Source organism: Hoylesella oralis ATCC 33269 (assembly GCF_000185145.2).
GTDB lineage: Bacteria > Bacteroidota > Bacteroidia > Bacteroidales > Bacteroidaceae > Prevotella > Prevotella phocaeensis.
In genome coordinates this window covers 74,617-93,017 of record NZ_GL833118.1, presented here as the reverse complement: position 1 = coordinate 93,017, position 18,401 = coordinate 74,617, and the positions used below count along the sequence as shown (strand labels likewise).

Genomic DNA, 18,401 nt, shown 5'->3' with positions numbered 1-18,401 from the left:
TTAAAATGTAATATTAGCACCCACATTTAATACTTTCAAAATAGGATAGTCATTATTCCTAACAACTTCTGGATCCCAATCGTCGTACTTCATTTTATCCCAAGTAATCAGGTTATATCCGTTTGCATAAATGCGAATTTTCTTGGCATTCAATACCTTCGACCAAGATTGTGGTAATGTGAAACCAATCTCAAGATTCTTCAAACGAACGTAAGAACGATTCATATTAAAGAAGTCGCTGCTTCTCAATTCACTGGCAGATTGTGCCGTAGACAATGCAGGAAACAATATCTCTTCACCGGCAGCGGCTCTCTCTGCTGTCCAAGCTTTCTGATGGAACTTACGGAAGTCGTACCACTCCCAAGGACCTGTTCCCGAGATTATACCGGTAACTTTAAACGCACCTTGGAACAAAACAGAGATATCGAAATACTTATAAGTGACACTTAAAGCTGTTCCCCATGTGTATTTTGGTACATCAGAATAGCCAATGGGAACCATATCCTTATCGTTGATAACATTGTCGTGATTGACATCGACAAACTTCAAGTCACCCGGACGGGGCTGGATACCATCGTATCTTGCATAAGCATCTATTTCCGCTTGGTCTTTGAAGAAACCATCCGACTTCAATCCCCACTGTTGTCCGATCATATACCCCGTACGTCTATAGCGATACGCATAGGTATCATCATACCTCAACTCGTCTACATCAACGATTTCGTTATCGTTATAATTGAAGTTCGCTTTCAACATAACAAGCAGGTCACGATTGATGGGCTTCGTATAATTCAACTCTATTTCGTATCCTCTATTCTTTGTCTTTCCCAAATTGTAAGGAGGTATTACGGATTGTGTTGCAACACCGACAAGATCAGGGATTGTCTGTTTTCTGATCAGGATGTTATCGCGTCGCTCAGAAAAGATATCTACAGACAGGTTCAATGATTGCAATAAACCTATCTCAAAACCGAAGTTAAACTTCTTTGCTGTCTCCCATTTCAAATTTGGATTACCAAAGAAACTTTCTGCTATACTATGGTTGTTTTGGATAGATTCGGAATAACCGCTGCCGGTTCTCACTATATTATCTAAGTATAAAAAGCGGTCTCCACCCAATTTATCATTTCCAACAACACCATAAGATAATCTCAATTTCAGCTTATCGATGGTCTTTGCCAATGAAGACTTTTTAAAGAATTGCTCATTATAAATATTCCAAGCACCAGAAATAGAGGGGAAGAAACCGTATCGGTGCCCGGGAGCGAACTGTTCCGAACCATTATACCCTGCATCAAACTCTGCAATATAACGGTCATCATAAGCGTAAACCAAACGAGCAGCTAAACCATTTACATTGTAGGGAAGCACCTGATCTGTCTTTATTTGTGATTGCTGCTGTGCCATGAGCAAACCATTTACAGAATGTTTTTTATTGAATATACGGTTATAAATAATCTGGAACTGAACATCATAGAACGATGCAAATGTAGCAGACTTAGATGTAGAAAGAGGAGTATTGTCAAAATCAGAACGTATTCGATTATAAGTAATCTTATCGCTGCCATCAGGATTTTTTGTATTGGGATCAACAACTTGCTCCCAATATTGATAAGAACGCGAGCCTACCAAATAGTTGTAAGTTTTACTGTCATAGGAAGCGACTGCTTTCAGTGACAAACCTTTAACAATAGAATTCAGATCATACTGCATACCGAACGTCGCCGTGATAGAACTGCGAGTTTCTTTCTTGTAACCTGTCCTGTTGATTTGCGCCCAAGGAGACTCTTGATATGCTCCCCCACCAACTAAAACTTGTCCATCTGGTGTCAACGGACCGGGCAAAATAACAGGCCATTTGGTCAGAAGCTGCTCTATAACTGCCGTAGAGGTCATATTCGGACCATTAACCTTTTCATAAACACCAGCAGCATTCAGAAACGCTTTCAAAGTCTTACGTGCATTCAAAGCCACATCGATATTTGCACGGAAATTGAAACGATCCATGTAATTCTTGGCATCATAGTTCCTATTTTCGGAATTATCGAGTTTGAATTGTCCACCTTGATTTAGATAACCAACGTTTACAAAGTAAGCCACATTTGCACCTTTGCCGTTCAATGTTAGGTTATAACGTGTCTGTGGAACCCACTTATGCATCAGCATTTTTACCCAATCGTGGTCACCATAAGCTGCAGGCTGATCCTGCAAACGATATCTATCCAATGCGTAATCCGAGTAAGGCGGACGTTGTAACGGCGTAGGATTAGGAGTATCATTATGCCAAGCCTGATTTTTCAGCAGCGCCCATTCATATGCACTTAACTCTGAAGGCCAACGCGTAAAGGTTTGCCAACCGGCTTCGGCACTCAAACTTATATCTGGAATTTCGCTTGTACCACGTTTCGTCGTCACCAATATAACACCGTTTGCACCACGAACGCCAAACAGGGCCGTGGAGGAGGCATCTTTCAATATGGATATATTCTCAACCTCATTTGGATCGATGGAGGTTAAATCGCGTTCGACACCATCTACCATAATTAAAGGGTTTTGGCCGTTAATCGTACCACGTCCACGCAAATACAGCAATGTATTGTCACGTCCGGGTTCACCGCTACGCTGGATGACGCTAAGTCCCGGCAGACGTCCCGTAAGCGTTATTGCCAAATTAGACGTCGGACTCTGCTTGATTTCCTTTGTATTAATCGATGCTACGGATCCTGTCAGCGTTGCTTTTTTCTGACTACCATAAGCAACTACCACCACTTCGTCCAAAGACTTTGTATCAGGAGTCAAGATTATATTTACACTCGACTGTCTTCCTACGGAGACTTCCTGAGCGTTGTATCCTAAATAGGAAATAACAAGGACAGCCCCCGTAGGAACATTGTCTAACGTGAAATTTCCATTTGCATCGGTTATAGCTCCCACTCCGGTCGTTTTACCTTTAATAACAACACTTGCACCAACAATGGGTTCTCCATTATTATCGGAAACTTGTCCTGTTACTTTCTTGCCGGTTTGTTGAGCAGTTTGTGCCTCAATATGATAAACGGCATTCTCGTGCAAATCTGCCTTTACCATAACTCCGCCAAAGATAAATAACAAGAACGACATAAGTATGATTTTCTTGTACATCATATTGGATGTTAGTATCATACAGTCTTTATCCAATTTATTTTTCATACATTAAATGATTACAAGTTAATAATTTGATTTAAGTTCTGATAGTAATAATACTCTCGCCGATTATACGAGCATAATCAAGGCTTTAATTAAATTCATAGTTTTGATTCATAGGCTTTCATGTTTAAATGGTTAATATCATATATTAATTATACGAAATCATCTATGCATTATATGTGAATAGCAGGCTCTCAACTGTAACAAAATTCCTATTATATACATTCTTTTTCTCATCATCAGCATCATACATTTAATTTCAAATTAATTCGTATGAGGCCTCAATTCCCGACCGTTACCTTGAAGACGGCAGCACTGATACCCCCCATGGCAATACATTGCTTGCCTTTTCGCATTATCCAGTCTGTCTTCCCCACTTGGATTACGGATGTATATTTATTAGAGAGGGGACCTATCGTTGCTTCTACCTTTTTCTTTCCCGGATTTAACGCAACGAAATAGACATCACTGCCTTTTACACGCTTATAGATCATGGGGTATGGCTTATTTACATCGCTCACGAGTTCCCAGCCACCAGTATTGCCTAAAGCTTCAGATGACTGTCGCAATGCGATAAGTTGCCGAACAAAGTTTAATAGAGAGAGGCTGTCTTTCTCCTGCGCCTCAACAGTTAATGTGCCATTCTCTGTATCTACCGGCAGATAAAGACGCTCGGGTAGGCAAGTGGAGAACCCTGCTGTGCTACCCGCCGTCCATTGCATCGGCGTACGCGTGCCTGCCCGTTCATTGCTTCCTTCCTTGCTCGGCAAATTCATCTGGTATTTCATTCCGATTTCATCGCCATAATAGATGAACGGCACACCCGGCATGGTGAGAAAAAATGTCATGACCACTTTTAACTGATCCGGAGTGTTACGCGTACCTATATTCGGTCGTTGAAAATCATGATTAGCAGAAGGTAAAGCTATGTAGCCTTCAGACTTCGTTCCGTTGTAAGCTTTCGAAAAATTCTCTATAAATACTTTAATACTTCCTTTACCGGACCGATCGAAATAACAGCACCTATGGTCATCCCAACTGCCCCAAGGTGTTCCTTTTGCAAAAAACATCGGGATGTAAGCCTTGATACCGAAATGTATCATAAAGTCGATATTGAATCCTGCAGGAATAGCTTTCAGCGGATCTGACCATTCGGAAATAAACACCGCTTCGGGATAATACTTATCTTTCCACTCACCCATTTCTTTCCACAGTTTTTTGGTTTCCGTTCCATCGGAATCATTCTTGACGAGCGATGACGCCATATCAACGCGGAAACCATCGATACCTTTATCCAGCCAAAATGCCATGATATTGCGTAGTTCACGCCGCACTGCTTGCGGCCCCGGCGCATCCGGACGTTGCTCCCACGGCCGGTTAGGATCGGGATGTGCAAACCCATAATTGAGTGCAGGCTGGCATTCAAAGAAATTTTTCTCATAATACTTAGCCCGTGGAGCATTTGCTTCCACATAACGTCCACGCGCCCCATAAAGCGTATTCGTCTCTTTCTTACGCAGTTCAATGTCTTCCTTATCTTTTTCTGTAATCTTATTCGTCCAAATGTAATAATCACTATAGCGCAAATTAGCATCAGCCTGCGACGACTCTTTAAACCAACGGCATTTGTCACTGGTATGTCCCGCCACAAGATCAAGACAAATGCGAATACCCCGTTTGTGTGCTTCGTTGACTAAAGTAACCAAATCTGTATTCGTTCCAAAACGAAGATCGACTTTGTAGAAGTCTATCACGTCGTATCCACCATCATACCAACCTGACACAAACACAGGATTAAGCCAAATTGCATTAAATCCCATGGACTTAATGTAATCGAGTTTAGAGGTAATACCCGGTAAATCGCCAATACCATTTCCATCGCTATCCATATAAGATGAAGGATATATCTGGTAAAAAACAGCTTTCTTTAACCACGCAGGACCTTTTTGCGCCATGGCTGAAACCTGAAGTAATAAGGCAATGAATATTATGGCTGTTATCTTATCTATAGAGCGTTGACCTTTCATGTTAGTTATTCTTTTCGCCGTATCTCTCAATGATTAGCCGGCTGCCATCAAAGCTTAAATGTTGCAGTGCTGCAACTCACTCCCAATTCTTTGGAACGATTGCAGGGAGCAGCACCCGAGATCATAACCCTATACTCACCTTTCAATAATTTCGATGTGCCGTCCTCCTGAACGGTTTCCAATCGTTCAACAGGGATTTCGAAATCTGTTGTTACAGTAGCATGAGGAGCAATCTTCACACGTTTAAATGCAACAAGAGATTCTATTGGAGATGTAACGCCGGCACTCGGAGTAGAAAGATATACCTGTACCACCTCATCAACGGGCATGTTTCCATCGTTACTTAAATCTACACTTACCGTCATGGAAGAATGTTTTGTCGGCAATTTAGTTACAGTAGCATTGCCATAAGCCACTTTACCATAGGAAAGGCCGTAACCGAAAGGATACAGAATGTTGTCGGTCATATATTTATAAGTACGTCCTTTCATAGAATAATCATCAAAAGACGGTAGCTTGTCTGTTGTTTCTGGGAAAGTAACCGGCAAACGACCACTGAAATTCGCATCACCAAAAAGAAGATTGGCCAATGCTACACCACCCTCTTGTCCCGGGTACCATGCCATCACCACAGCATCGGCCAGCTCGGTTATCTCTTTCACATCAATAGGACTTCCTCCGGTTAAGACAACTACCAACTTATTTGTTCTATCTTTACTAACCTCTCGCAAATACTGCATCTGCGGCTCCGGCAAACGAAGGTCTACACGATCACCACGCTCTGAAGATGCAATAGCATCCCCTTCTTCTCCTTCTGTATTACCGCTGTTGCCCATAATGATAATACTTACTTCTGCACCACGAGACTCCGATACGCTCCAGTTCACATCATTCAAATTCTTGAATACTTGCATAAATCCTTGTTTGTAATTAACACTCGTACCGTTACTTACCTTCCCAACAATACCTTCCAGATACGTACTGTAGCGATCGGAAAGGCCAAAGTAGTTACCCATCAAATAATAAGCATCGGTGGCGCCCGGGCCTGTCACGAACAACGTGCGAATATCCTTTGCAATAGGTAAGACACCATCATTCTTCAGCAACACCATACTTTCCTCTGCTGCCCGTTGCGCAATATTACGATTATCTATACTGCCGATCACACTTTCAGGAAACTCATTATAAGGACACGCAACATCCGGCTGCAGAATACCCAGCTTCAATCGTGTCATCATCAACGGCAGCAAAGCCTTATCCAAATCTTTCTCGGTAATGAGCTTTTGTTTGAGTGCATCTTTCATCGTCCGCATTGAATTGCCACACTCTAAGTTCAATCCCGCCTTAATAGCAAAAGCCACTGCCTCTGCTTCACTCTTTACAAGTTTATGCCCTTCGTACATATCGGTAACGGCTCCACAGTCGGATACCACATGACCTTTAAAGCCCCAATCCTTGCGAAGTATATCGGTAAGCAAATATTTACTGCCAGAACAGCTCTCCCCGTATAAACGTTGGTATGCGCCCATGATACTTTCTACCTTTCCTTGCTGCACTAACATTTTGAATGCCGGCAAGTACGTTTCGTATAAATCATGTTTCGTGGGTTCTACATTAGCTGTATGACGTGTACGCTCCGGCCCTGAATGCACCGCGAAATGCTTTCCACAGGCAGCTGCTTTAAGATAGAAGGGATCGTTCCCCTGCATCCCTTTTACAAAAGCTGTACCTAAAACGCCTGTTAAGAAAGGATCTTCACCGTAAGTCTCCATACCTCTTCCCCAACGTGGATCACGGAATATGTTAACATTGGGAGCCCAAAATGTCAGACCTGCATACATCGAATAATTCTTCTGTCGTTGGGCCACAATAAATTTAGCACGCCCTTCTGTGGCAATTGCATCACCTATTTGCTGCACAATTTCGGGATCAAATGTAGCCCCAAGGCTGATGGGTTGTGGAAAAACAGTTGCTCTTCCGTCACGTCCAACACCATGCAATGCTTCATTAAGCCAGTAATAGGGCTTTATTCCCAAACGGTCTATACCTTTAGCATCTTGTGTCAATTGACTAATTTTCTCATCTAATGTCAATTGCGAAATAATGCTTTTGGCTTTCTGTATCATCTCTTTTTCCTTTTTACTTTGAGCAAAAGTAAAGGTTACGGATACTAAGGCAACCGATATAAAGAATATTTTTTTAATTGCTGTTTTCATTTTATTGCTGTATTATATTTGATGTAACTCGCATTATGTATAGAGTTTTAGTTTCCTCTCGGATTATAGAGTTGTGGCATCCATACTTTAAAGAATGGGAAAGATGATGTTGCATTGCCAGCTGAGGCATAGTCGCAAAGCTCCACTTCGATTGGTTCCGGTTCCTCTTCCTTATAAGATTCTGGATAAAAACACGCCTTGAACATCATCCAAATATTGGGATTTCTGTTCGCAACAGGTATCAAATCGAGGTTACCATTCTTATCTACGTCAGGTGTTATAATAGCTTGCACATCTGCACCAGACAGTCGAGCATCGCGTGTAAGCACTACCGGACCGCGAGTAATGGCAAGATATTGTGGGTTTTCGCCCATAAAATGTAATTGCGCACGCATATCCAAAACAAGTTCCACATGGTCTCCATCGCTCCATTTACGATTAATCTGTAAATAACTTCCATTATGAGCAGGTACAACATCGTTGCCGTTTAAGGTTACTTTAGTATCCTTACTCCACTCAGGAATACGTAATGAGAGCGTAAATTCCTCGGTTTGTTTTACCTTGAAAGCGATACGTACCGTTCCGGTTTGTGGGTAGTCGCCTTGCTGGGTAATAATGATTTCTTGTCCTTTCGGACTCTGGAGCGTATATGTCCCGGGAATATATAGATTGATAACAGCACCTTTAATGCTTTGCATCACTGCTGTTTGAGGAATAATGAACAGCCCGCGAGGGCCACTTGCCGTGCAACAATTGAGCCCCATACCACACTGCTCCGATCCTTGTAAGCGCTGACCAGACAGCGGAGTGTATTTTGCCCAGTCGCTACCATCGGATTTCATAGCTCCCAATAGTGCGTTATAGAGCGATTGCTCAATGGCATCGGCATACTTAGAATTCCCCGTAAGCATGAGCAGTTGTCTGCTCAGCTTGATCCATGTAGCCGTAACACAGGTCTCCTGATAATGCTTAATAGGCATATACTGCACCTGTTTGCCGCCAAACCACGACTCCATTGCTGAACCAGAACCTGTTATATTAATTTCCGTATCCATGATACTTTGCCATGTTTTCTCAACGGCAGAAAGGTAAGTAACGTTTCCTGTGAGGCGATAAAGTTCAAGAAGACCTTCGTAGCAGGACATCATTTCATAAGCCTTTTGGCCTTGTTGCCACTTATACCAATTATCATAATCAGGTCGAGGAAACCGTTTTCCTACAGGAATATCTGCTTTTGAAATAAGTTGAGGACCATCGGAGGTTTCCCATTCACGGACAATTTGTAATGCAAAATCTAAATACTTTTTATTTCCTGTGTAGCGATATAAATAGCAAATGGGCTTCAATACCGATGACGCAGCCATCCCCCGATGATTACCCATACTCACAATACTTGTATTCTTGGCCTTAAGTTCCGCCATTAAGAAATCGGCTTCTCTACACGCAGCCACAAGTGCTTTCTTTTCTTTGGTTATACCATAATAATCAAGTAAGCCCAAGATACAATATTTACGCCCCCAAATATCCCATTCATGAAGATGATATTCGGGAGCATAATTACCGATATAACCATTCTTATCTTGTGTTGCTATAAGTTTATCTACTGCCGTTCTCATATTGTCCAATAGCTGGTTACTCGGTTTATAACGATAAGCAAGGACAGCAGAATTCATCCACTTACCCCAAAACTCACTCTGCCATAAATGATCCTCTACCTTGTTTGCAAAAGGTTCTACCAACTTATCGATATCCTGTGCAAGAATTCGATGATTGTAAGAGGCGGTAATTTTCTCACCTACATAACCTGTAAGAGTCTCTACTTTATCTGGCACGAAGGCATCTTTCACTACTATTTTCACTCGTTGTTGGGCTGATAACAGTAAACAAAACAAACATACGAATGTGCCTATTAAAAGTCTTTTACTTATCATGATAATACCTGTTTTCTATAAAATAAGACGGAGAATAAAAGAAAGGCAGAGGGGTGTTTTCAGAATTTCAAGATGGTCGATATAGACTTATCATTCATCTTGACCTCATATTGATATTCTCTTTATTCATCAGTTATTTAATGTACTTGATTCTTCTTTAATGCTTCTTTAATGATTTTAGCCCGTTGCGTTTCGTATTTTACAGGAGTTGGTGTCGGATCATGCTTGAACCAAAAAGCATTTGTACCCTCAGCATGCTCCAAACTCCATCCCGCCCACTCTCTGAAAGCATGGTAACACCAAGAAAAATTATACTTCTCAAAAGTGTGAATAGCATCTTTCAACCAAACTGTTGAACATTCAACAGGTGCCCATGCTATGGCGCTGAACTCACCGACAAGTATCGGTACGTGGTACCTCTCAGCAAAATCGGCAACGGGGCGCAGGTCTGCTTCCATGGTAGAGCTATCCCAATGCTGCCCGTAATAGTCACCGGGATACTTATTCTGAATAATGGCAAGTGCCTGCTCACGAGACAATGAGTCTGCTCCATATATTTTCTCGACACCCTGATGGGTAAATCCGAATGGCTTATAAAAGTGAACACTGTATATAACACGCTTGTCTTTCAGCGGGGCATAAGTTTTATATTCGTTATTATTGATACCGGGTTGATAAATTATCCATACATCCTTGTCGATGTATCTGATAGCTGTAACGATGTCAGGTGACATATCTAACCATTGCTGCGGCGTATGCTTCCAATCGATTTGCGGCTCATTGAATAGATCATAGCCCCATATTACATCGTTATATTTTTTGCTTTTAAACTTAGTAGCAATCTCTTTCCACATTCGAATGAAATTGCCTTTCAGCTCTGGGATATCCCAAAACTCTTCCGTTCCTTGCGTTGTAGACGAAGGAACTTTGCCATCGACCATCATCGGAGGTTCATGTAAGTCCACAATAACCTTTACTCCAATACGTCGGGCATCATCGATCTTTGCTTGAACTAAATCAAGATAGTCTGGAAAAACTTCCCAAAAGTCACGATTTCTCTTTTTTGCATAACTCAAAGGATTAAGCTGAAGCCGCACAACATTGGCTCCCCAGCTCTTTACATCGGCCAGTGTTTTCTTGTCGAGCCGTTCTGCAGTTTCCACCATAAAGCCACGAACTGTCTGTGGATAGTCTGCCGTTGTCTTTTTTACCGTAGATTTTGCAACCGCTGTCTCTCCACAAATCACACAAAGGAATAGATATAAACAATAAGTATAACTTTTCATCACCATACTAAATAATATTATCAAAAACTACCAGTCTTTCAATGTTGGTGGATTAAAGGCTCGGGATATAAAAAACTTAACCATTTAATCCACCAACAAGAATGTTCAAAGATTTAGGTTCATCTCTACAAATAAATATCATAATTTGGGTTTCACCAACTCAAGGCCTTCTATCGTATATCTCGTTTCCGGCTCCTTGTACTTGTTATAAAAAGGCGAATAGAGTTCCGCAATAACAGTTCCTTTATCCAAATCGAAGTGCATTAAACGAAGATAACCGCCTCCGTTATCCTCGTTCTGGTAGTTCTGCAATATCTGATAGATTTTATTGTGGTGGACACCTTCGTCCACTCTGAATGCCGATTTCATCACATGACCACTGACAACAAAACGAATATTCGGATGCAATTTCAAAAAATGATCGAAAACAAACTGTGGACTAAAGTCTCCATAGCCAGCATTATTTTGAACAATTTCGCCCTTACCACTCAGATGATAGTGTGTCAGCACAATAACGTTATATTCATGATAAGCCTTTACAACATCATTAGCCCAGTTGATAGCTCCCTGACGAGGGCAGAATTCCAACGTTAAAACAAGCCAGTAGGTATTTCCCGTTCTAAAAGTATAATAGGCATTATCGCTTTTTCCTGCTTCATATCTTCCTCTTTGGGCAATAAAGCGAGAGGTCGGAAAAAAGGAATTAAACTTAAATGTCTTTCTCAAGTTTTGGTTCGTATTGCCGGGGGCAGCACTTCCATTGTACTCTCCCACAGCCTCAGTATCATGATTTCCCAAAGTCAAGGCATAAGGCAATCTGATTTTATCAAACTTCTCGAATTGCTGGCTTGCCTTATCCCAATGTGTAAAGTTGTCGAAATTTGCCAAATCACCTACACAAAGAACAATAGGCATATTCAATTTTTCTTTGTTTTTCACTATCCAATCAACCTGACTTTCAAACATATCCATTCTTTCATCCACCTCACTCTGTGGATCAGGAAACACAGGAATTGTGAACTTTTGAGCATTCAGGCCCAGCGAAAATAATACGAATAATAATAATACATTTAAAGTTTTCATTTCTTCTTATTTATTTTTAAGTTGTTGTTTCCTAATATTAAGGCATATTATAGCAAGAGAAAGTGTAATCCTTCACATAAGTTCCATTATGCCCTCTCCTTGTCCCTCCAAAAGGAGAATCAATTGATCGAGATATATTATTTATATCCCGGGTTCTCAACTAAATTAGGATTCTGATTTGTACGCACATGCGTTAAGGGGAAATAATAGTTTTCATGTCTGAATAATGGGGTATTTGTAGCACCATCTATCTTTTCTACTTTCTGGATACGGAACTTCCTTGTTGTATAATCCAAAATAAACTTCAGACCACACATATTGCGAGATAGCACATCCTCCGCAATACGCCAACGGCGTAAATCCCAATACCGATGTCCCTCGAATGCCAGCTCTACACGTCTTTCCTGACGAATCTTATCAACATCGATAGAGGTAAGTTGCGCAATACCGGCACGGGTACGTATCTGATTTACGGCATCAAGCGCCTCGCTTGTTTTACCTAATGCCAACGCCGCTTCTGCATAATTCAGTAAGATTTCTCCGTAACGAAAAACGATGAAATCTTGCTTAGAACCAAAGATACCTGCCGTAGAACCGTCTCCGTTATTCTTGCTTTCATCCAAATATTTCATCACACCAAATCCACATGCTACCCAATACTTCTGTTCGCCATTGGCCAAAACACCTTCATAAGAGCCTTGCTGCTGAACTGATCCATCAGGTAAAATAAGACCATTATAGTAATTGAGCGTTCTTCCTTGCCATTGTGTACCCTGAGTATAAATCGTTGCAAAGAAACGTGGATCTTTATCTTGCCATAACTCGTCCATAGTAACCAGTCTATCTTTTTCATAAAATTCTTCCTTTATCTTACCTGGACTTCCATCCTTATATTCAAATGCTTCTGCCATTTCAAGGTAGGGCGCATCATGATTCCCGTTTGACCATCCGTTGGGATAAGGACACTGGAAATAATCATAACACCAACCAGCGCCTCCGACTTCCTTGTCACTACCGTCGTGCTGACGAGCAAAGATTACCTCGGAATTCCTCTTCTTAAGGAAAATATCCTTAAAGTTCTTAACCTTGTCGGCATCATCATTATACAATGCGTATCGTGCAGAACTAACGATTTCCTTGGAAGCATCATATGATTCCTGATAATATCGGCTGGCCAAGTTATGATCAATACCGATAACACCGTCCAACTCTACAGTTCCATATTGAGCAATACTCCCAGCATAAAGAGCTGCACGAGAAGCCAATGCCAATGCTGCATACTTACTGGGACGTCCCCAATCGTCAGCACCTATAACATCAGGAAGTTCTTTACTGGCTGCTATAGCTTCTGAAATAATGAAATCATATACTTCCTTCTCTTTATTTCTCGCGGGCCTAAGCTCTGATTCAGGATCACTCTTATGTTGTACTTTCGTGATAAGAGGCACACCGCCATATCTTTTTACCATTGCAAAATAGTTAAAAGCACGTAGGAAACGAACCTCTGCAATTCTTTTCTGTTTGAATTCCTGAGACACATTTGTGTTAGGAAGTCGTTCCAAAAGTTCATTTAACACACGAATGATGTTATAAGGGCGTTCCCAATATTCCAACAACCCTCCTTGTATTTTCAAATTACCAAATTTAAACCTGTAAGCATTACCTGCAAAATTTGAAGCAGATTTAGATTCATCACTAACATTATTTATAAAATAAATAGCAAAAAAGTTGCTTTTATTTGCCGAAACAACATTATCAGCCTCGTTCACAAAGACTGTAGTTTGGGCATAAGCACCGGTAATATCTGCATCGATCAATGTCTCGTCATTCCAAACCGTAGCATCACTGATATTGTCCAACGGCTTTTTATCCAAAACATCACAAGCTTCAAAAAATGTCACCGATAAAACAACACAAGCAAACACAATGTATTGTCCCAGTTTTTTAGTCTTATATATCTGTGTTTTCATAATTTTTCGTTTAAAAAATTACAGTTGCTCCAATAGATAAATCACGTTGTTGAGGATAATATAGACCACCTCTCCCCGAAGGCCCTTCGGGATCCAAACCATATTTCTTTAATTTACTCCAAGTGTAAATATTACTACCTGAGAAGAAAAAATGAATACTTTGAATATTTGCTTTTTTCAATATCTCATGCTTAAGTGTATAGCCTAGTGTAAAAGATTTCCATCTCACATAATCGCCAGAAACTAACCAGTAAGTTGAAATATGACTATTATCACTAGTTCCACCCACTCTGGGTATCAAAGCATTCCGGTCATTGTTTTCCGGAGTCCAGCGAGATTCGAAATATTCACGTGTATTACCTCCTAAAGACGCAACCACATCAAACCCGAATGCTCCTTGGAAAGACAAACTTAAATCAAAGTCCTTATAGTGAAGCGTGGGATTAAAACCGGCAAACCATGTCGGTATTGTACCCTTGCCTATTTCGACTTCATCTTTCCAATCTATCACTTTATCACCATTAATATCTCTAAACCTTACATCACCAGGACGTAATGTTGTATTATTACGCTGATCTTGATTATAGGGAAGATTATCTATCTCATCCTGACTAGTAAACAAACCGTCTGCAACATAACCAAACCGTCTATCTGTCCATTGCCCAGTTTTTCTATTTATTCTACGTTGATCAGGATCAGTATAATCGGGTTCTTCATAGTAAATCCATTTAGAACGTGCCCATGATATATTAGCATTCACATCCCAACGAAGATCGGCCCACTGGCCAGAAGATGCCACCGTCAACTCAAAACCTCTCGTACTTGTACTATTCAGGTTCTCTTCAGGGAGGGTAGCGCCGAAAGTTGAAGGCAATGTTACCAATCGTGTTCCCGGTATACCTGTTCTCTTACGATAAAATACGTCAAGAGAACCATATAACAAACCTTTCCAGAAAGATGCATCAACACCTACATTATAGATCTTAAGTTTCTCCCATGTCAGGTCAGGATTAGCCAAACCTTTCGGCCATATTCCCATTTGGCGTTGCGAACCAAAGATATATGAACCACCATCCTTAGCTCCCATAATATCGTAACCAGCCAAATAAGCAAAATTACCTACATTGTCATTTCCAGATGCGCCATAGCTCAAACGTAATTTAAGAGCATCGAGATTCTCAAATTTCTTCATAAAAGCCTCTTCATTGATACGCCATGCAAGAGATATACTCGGGAAATATCCCCAACGCGACTCTTTCGGAAATTTTGCAGAAGCATCTGCGCGAAACGTTGCATCTAATATGTATCGATTCATAAGTGTATAGTTAAAACGACCAACCCAACTCATACGTCCCATCTCTGTTGTAGAAGCGCCATTGGTCATCCCCTCTGTACTTCCTGCAAGCATTTCATCTATGGCAGATGTTAGAAAGTTAGATCTATTGGCCAAAATACGGGTATTGAAATAGTCGGTTGCCTCAAAAAGAATCAATGCATTTATGTCATGTATTTTCTTAAATACATTTTTATATTCAAGAGACGTTTGATAAATCATACGCCGATTATTAGGAAGAACATAACCCAGATTCGCAGAAGAACCGAAACTACCAGAATTCGTATATCTATTTGCACCATAATCATACTTCCAAAACGGAACAGGCTTTTGAAAGATTTTCTGTGTCGCATACGTCTGCAGATAATCAAGTCTGGTTTTAGCCTGCAGGCCTTTCAAGAATGGAAAATTATACTTCAATTCACCAATAAACCTTGTTTCTTGGCTTCTTGTATCGTTATAGCCAGAAAGATTTCTATCCGTTGTAATATGGGCACCACCCGTGCCTCCACCTTCTGCATAAGGAATCTTTGTAGGATCGGGAAATCTGTCAGGATACATAGGAGATGTATTCCAAAAATCACCCCACAAATTCTCATTCATATTTCGAGTAGTATAATTACGTTCTCCCACCACTAAAGAAAAATCCATACTGGCTGACAAATCTTCGGTAATCTTTGCATCGATACTTCCTCTGATATTATATCGTCTGTAAAAAGCGTCACTTCTTTTAAATAAGGTTTCTTGTTTCAAATAGCCTAAGAAACCATAGAACTTGATATTATCGGAGCCACCCCGTATCGAAAGGTTGTGTTGCTGTTGGGGAGCCCAGTCTCTAATCAACAAACCATACCAGTCAGTATTGGGATATTGAGGGTCTGTACCTTCATAATATTTCCTAATTTCTTCTTCTGTATACGGAGCAGTGCTTTCCGGTTGTCCACTTTGCAAATGCCCTTCCCGTCGCACTTGAGCCATCTGTCCAGACGATGCCATCTTAGGCATATCCGTAATACCTTGCCAAGTAAAGGATGTATTCAAGGTCAAAGTTGGCTTACCCTTGACACCTCGCTTGGTAGTTATCAAAATAACACCATTTCCTGCTCGTGCACCATAAATTGAAGCGGAAGCATCTTTCAAAATAGAAATCGATTCTATCTCATTGGCATCTACGGTCGAAATATCACCTTCAGAACCATCGATAAGAACCAGTGGCGCATCAAATCCACGTATCTTTAACGTGGCATTATCCGAACCGGGAAGACCAGAAGACTGCAAAGTTACCAATCCCGGCATTTTACCTGAAAGAGCATTTGATACTGTTGAGACGGGTGACTTTATTAAATCGTCTCCCTTAACGGAAGCAACAGAACCTGCAATATTTACTCTTCTCTGATTACCATATCCTACGACAACCACTTCATCAAGTATCTTTTTATCTTCCTGTAATACGATATTAAAGCTCTTACGATTACCGACTTTTGTTTCTTGTGTTATAAAGCCAATATACGAGACCTCTATTGTTGAATTATCCGGAACATTCAATTTAAAAATGCCGTCAGCATCGGTCATTGTACCTTGTCCTCTACTACCTTTTACCTTAATACTAGCGCCGATAATCGGTTCACCATTTTTATCTTTAACTGTTCCCACAATCTGTCGATGCGTATCTTGCCCTTTCTTCGCTGCGTCTTGTAGCTGTTCTTTCTGAGCAGATGTCATCAACAGAATATTATTTCCATTCATCTGGTAAGTGATATCCGTAGATTTAAATATCGTTTCCAAAACAGAGGCAACCGAAATATTGGCAACGTCAATTTTAACCACCTTATTCAGGTTTATGTCTTTATTATTGTAGACAAACATATAGCCGGTTTGCCTTTCAATTTCATGCATAACATCAATTATTGTCATGCCCGAAGTTACAATAGTTACTTTCTTGGATTGAGCATTTGCCTGTCCGGCATAGACGATTGTAAACAATAACATAAGAACAAGTACAACTCGCCGTTTTGTGCTCTCCAAAGTCTTATTGAAAAATTTACTGGTATCTAACATATTTTTCATACCCTTGGCATTGAATTATGGTTATTAATATTTAGGTTATTCCAAATTTGATTTGCGAGATAATAATGCTACTCATTATCTCGCTTTGTTATTATTGATCATCTTTCATTTTTATAATATTATAAGGTTCATTTTTAGGTTAATAAATGATAATCTTATTATCTTTTTCTAAAACATATGTGAATTTATCGTATGTACTCAGTACATTAAGGATGTGGCTAATCCCATCATGGACGGCAAATGTTCCCGTATATCGGCTTTGAAGAATGCTTTTATTGTGGACAATAATCTTTACATCATAACAGGTTTCCAATTTTCGAATGATTTCTGCCATTGATCGATTTTCAAAACTTATTTGCCCTTTACGCCATTTGAACGCGCTTTCAATTGTGCTCATACTGCGTTTCATCAGATTTCCGTTTTCCACGTATGCTTCCGTATTTGGTTCAAGTACCATCAAATTGCTACCATCTTTTGCATTGATATCTATCTTACCGTTAACCAGCGAAGCGTGCCAGTCACGTTCCGAAGAATAGGCTGTTACATTGAATTCCGTACCCAATACCTTGATATCATATCGGGTAGTTTTCACGATAAAAGGTTTAGTAGGATTCTTCGTTACAATAAAATAGCCTTCGCCATCTAATTCGACCACCCGACGATCTTGAGATGTAAAGTCGCTATACTTTAAGGTACTATTAGAATTGATCCACACTTTAGTCCCATCCGACAGCACCATTTCCGTACGTTGTCCTTTGGGTGTATGAACCATCTGTATGACCGGCACTACATTTATCTTTCTTTGAGTCCACCAATATGTGAGAGAAAAGACTACAAGAATAATCGCAGCAATACGACATAACCTAATTATTAAAGGCTTGGAAAGAATTCCATATTTTCCTTTCTGTAAAAACCTTCCATCCTCTTCCGTTCTCCATAATGTAATATCGTACAAGCTGCGCAGAACCTTATATTCATGTTCATTCTTATTGCTTTCGGCAATCCATGCTGCAACTTCCAACGCTTCCTGCTCAGAAACATCTCCCGCAACATATCGATGAAGTAAATCCGCATTCATAGTTCTTTTATCTCATTTTCGTTTTGAAACTTAAATATGAGTAAGCTATTCAATTCCCGAACTCAAGACAGTCTGCTTCCACACACGAAAAACCTTTTTCATGTCTTTTTGAAACATAGTGTGCAAGATGTTGTGCAACAACGCTTTGCAAGTTAGGTAATTCCATGTTTTTTCAATCTTAGGTTTGGTTCTTTATAATAAAACAACTCAAGAAACTCAAACCC

The 18,401-nt window shown here is 40.4% G+C and carries 9 protein-coding genes; all 9 read right to left on the bottom strand.

What is annotated here, in order from left to right; translation table 11 throughout:
- Window positions 1–3,189 carry a SusC/RagA family TonB-linked outer membrane protein gene (locus HMPREF0663_RS02040; RefSeq protein WP_004368430.1) on the bottom strand — a complete coding sequence of 1,063 codons (3,189 nt, stop codon included), beginning with the start codon at window positions 3,187–3,189 and terminating at the stop codon, window positions 1–3.
- 278 nt (window positions 3,190–3,467) lie between these two features.
- Complete coding sequence (locus HMPREF0663_RS02035; RefSeq protein WP_004368429.1) at window positions 3,468–5,213, bottom strand: alpha-amylase family glycosyl hydrolase; 1,746 nt, start codon at window positions 5,211–5,213, stop codon at window positions 3,468–3,470.
- A gap of 47 nt (window positions 5,214–5,260) precedes the next feature.
- Window positions 5,261–7,429 carry a glycoside hydrolase family 3 N-terminal domain-containing protein gene (locus HMPREF0663_RS02030; RefSeq protein ID WP_004368428.1) on the bottom strand — a complete coding sequence of 723 codons (2,169 nt, stop codon included), beginning with the start codon at window positions 7,427–7,429 and terminating at the stop codon, window positions 5,261–5,263.
- Between the two features lie 47 nt (window positions 7,430–7,476).
- A complete protein-coding gene (locus HMPREF0663_RS02025; RefSeq protein WP_234955621.1) occupies window positions 7,477–9,288 on the bottom strand; it encodes a glycoside hydrolase family 127 protein in 1,812 nt (603 codons plus the stop codon).
- A gap of 209 nt (window positions 9,289–9,497) precedes the next feature.
- Window positions 9,498–10,646 (bottom strand): glycoside hydrolase family 5 protein, encoded by a 1,149-nt coding sequence (locus HMPREF0663_RS02020; RefSeq protein WP_244859924.1) that lies wholly within the window; start codon window positions 10,644–10,646, stop codon window positions 9,498–9,500.
- A gap of 138 nt (window positions 10,647–10,784) precedes the next feature.
- Window positions 10,785–11,729 (bottom strand): metallophosphoesterase, encoded by a 945-nt coding sequence (locus HMPREF0663_RS02015; RefSeq protein WP_004368423.1) that lies wholly within the window; start codon window positions 11,727–11,729, stop codon window positions 10,785–10,787.
- A 137-nt stretch (window positions 11,730–11,866) separates the two neighbouring features.
- Window positions 11,867–13,699: a RagB/SusD family nutrient uptake outer membrane protein gene (locus tag HMPREF0663_RS02010; RefSeq protein WP_004368422.1), complete on the bottom strand. Its 1,833-nt coding sequence runs from the start codon at window positions 13,697–13,699 to the stop codon at window positions 11,867–11,869.
- A gap of 10 nt (window positions 13,700–13,709) precedes the next feature.
- Window positions 13,710–17,099: a TonB-dependent receptor gene (locus tag HMPREF0663_RS02005; RefSeq protein WP_004368421.1), complete on the bottom strand. Its 3,390-nt coding sequence runs from the start codon at window positions 17,097–17,099 to the stop codon at window positions 13,710–13,712.
- Window positions 17,100–17,238: 139 nt separating this feature from the next.
- Window positions 17,239–18,177, bottom strand: coding sequence for a FecR family protein (locus HMPREF0663_RS02000; protein WP_004368420.1), 939 nt, complete (start codon window positions 18,175–18,177; stop codon window positions 17,239–17,241).
- Window positions 18,178–18,401 lie beyond the last annotated feature (224 nt).

Coding starts and splice junctions, on each gene's coding strand:
- HMPREF0663_RS02000 (WP_004368420.1), bottom strand. CDS start 18,177: ATGAATGCGGATTTACTTCATCGATATGTTGCGGGAGATGTTTCTGAG.
- HMPREF0663_RS02040 (WP_004368430.1), bottom strand. CDS start 3,189: ATGAAAAATAAATTGGATAAAGACTGTATGATACTAACATCCAATATG.
- HMPREF0663_RS02005 (WP_004368421.1), bottom strand. CDS start 17,099: ATGAAAAATATGTTAGATACCAGTAAATTTTTCAATAAGACTTTGGAG.
- HMPREF0663_RS02035 (WP_004368429.1), bottom strand. CDS start 5,213: ATGAAAGGTCAACGCTCTATAGATAAGATAACAGCCATAATATTCATT.
- HMPREF0663_RS02030 (WP_004368428.1), bottom strand. CDS start 7,429: ATGAAAACAGCAATTAAAAAAATATTCTTTATATCGGTTGCCTTAGTA.
- HMPREF0663_RS02015 (WP_004368423.1), bottom strand. CDS start 11,729: ATGAAAACTTTAAATGTATTATTATTATTCGTATTATTTTCGCTGGGC.
- HMPREF0663_RS02020 (WP_244859924.1), bottom strand. CDS start 10,646: ATGAAAAGTTATACTTATTGTTTATATCTATTCCTTTGTGTGATTTGT.
- HMPREF0663_RS02010 (WP_004368422.1), bottom strand. CDS start 13,699: ATGAAAACACAGATATATAAGACTAAAAAACTGGGACAATACATTGTG.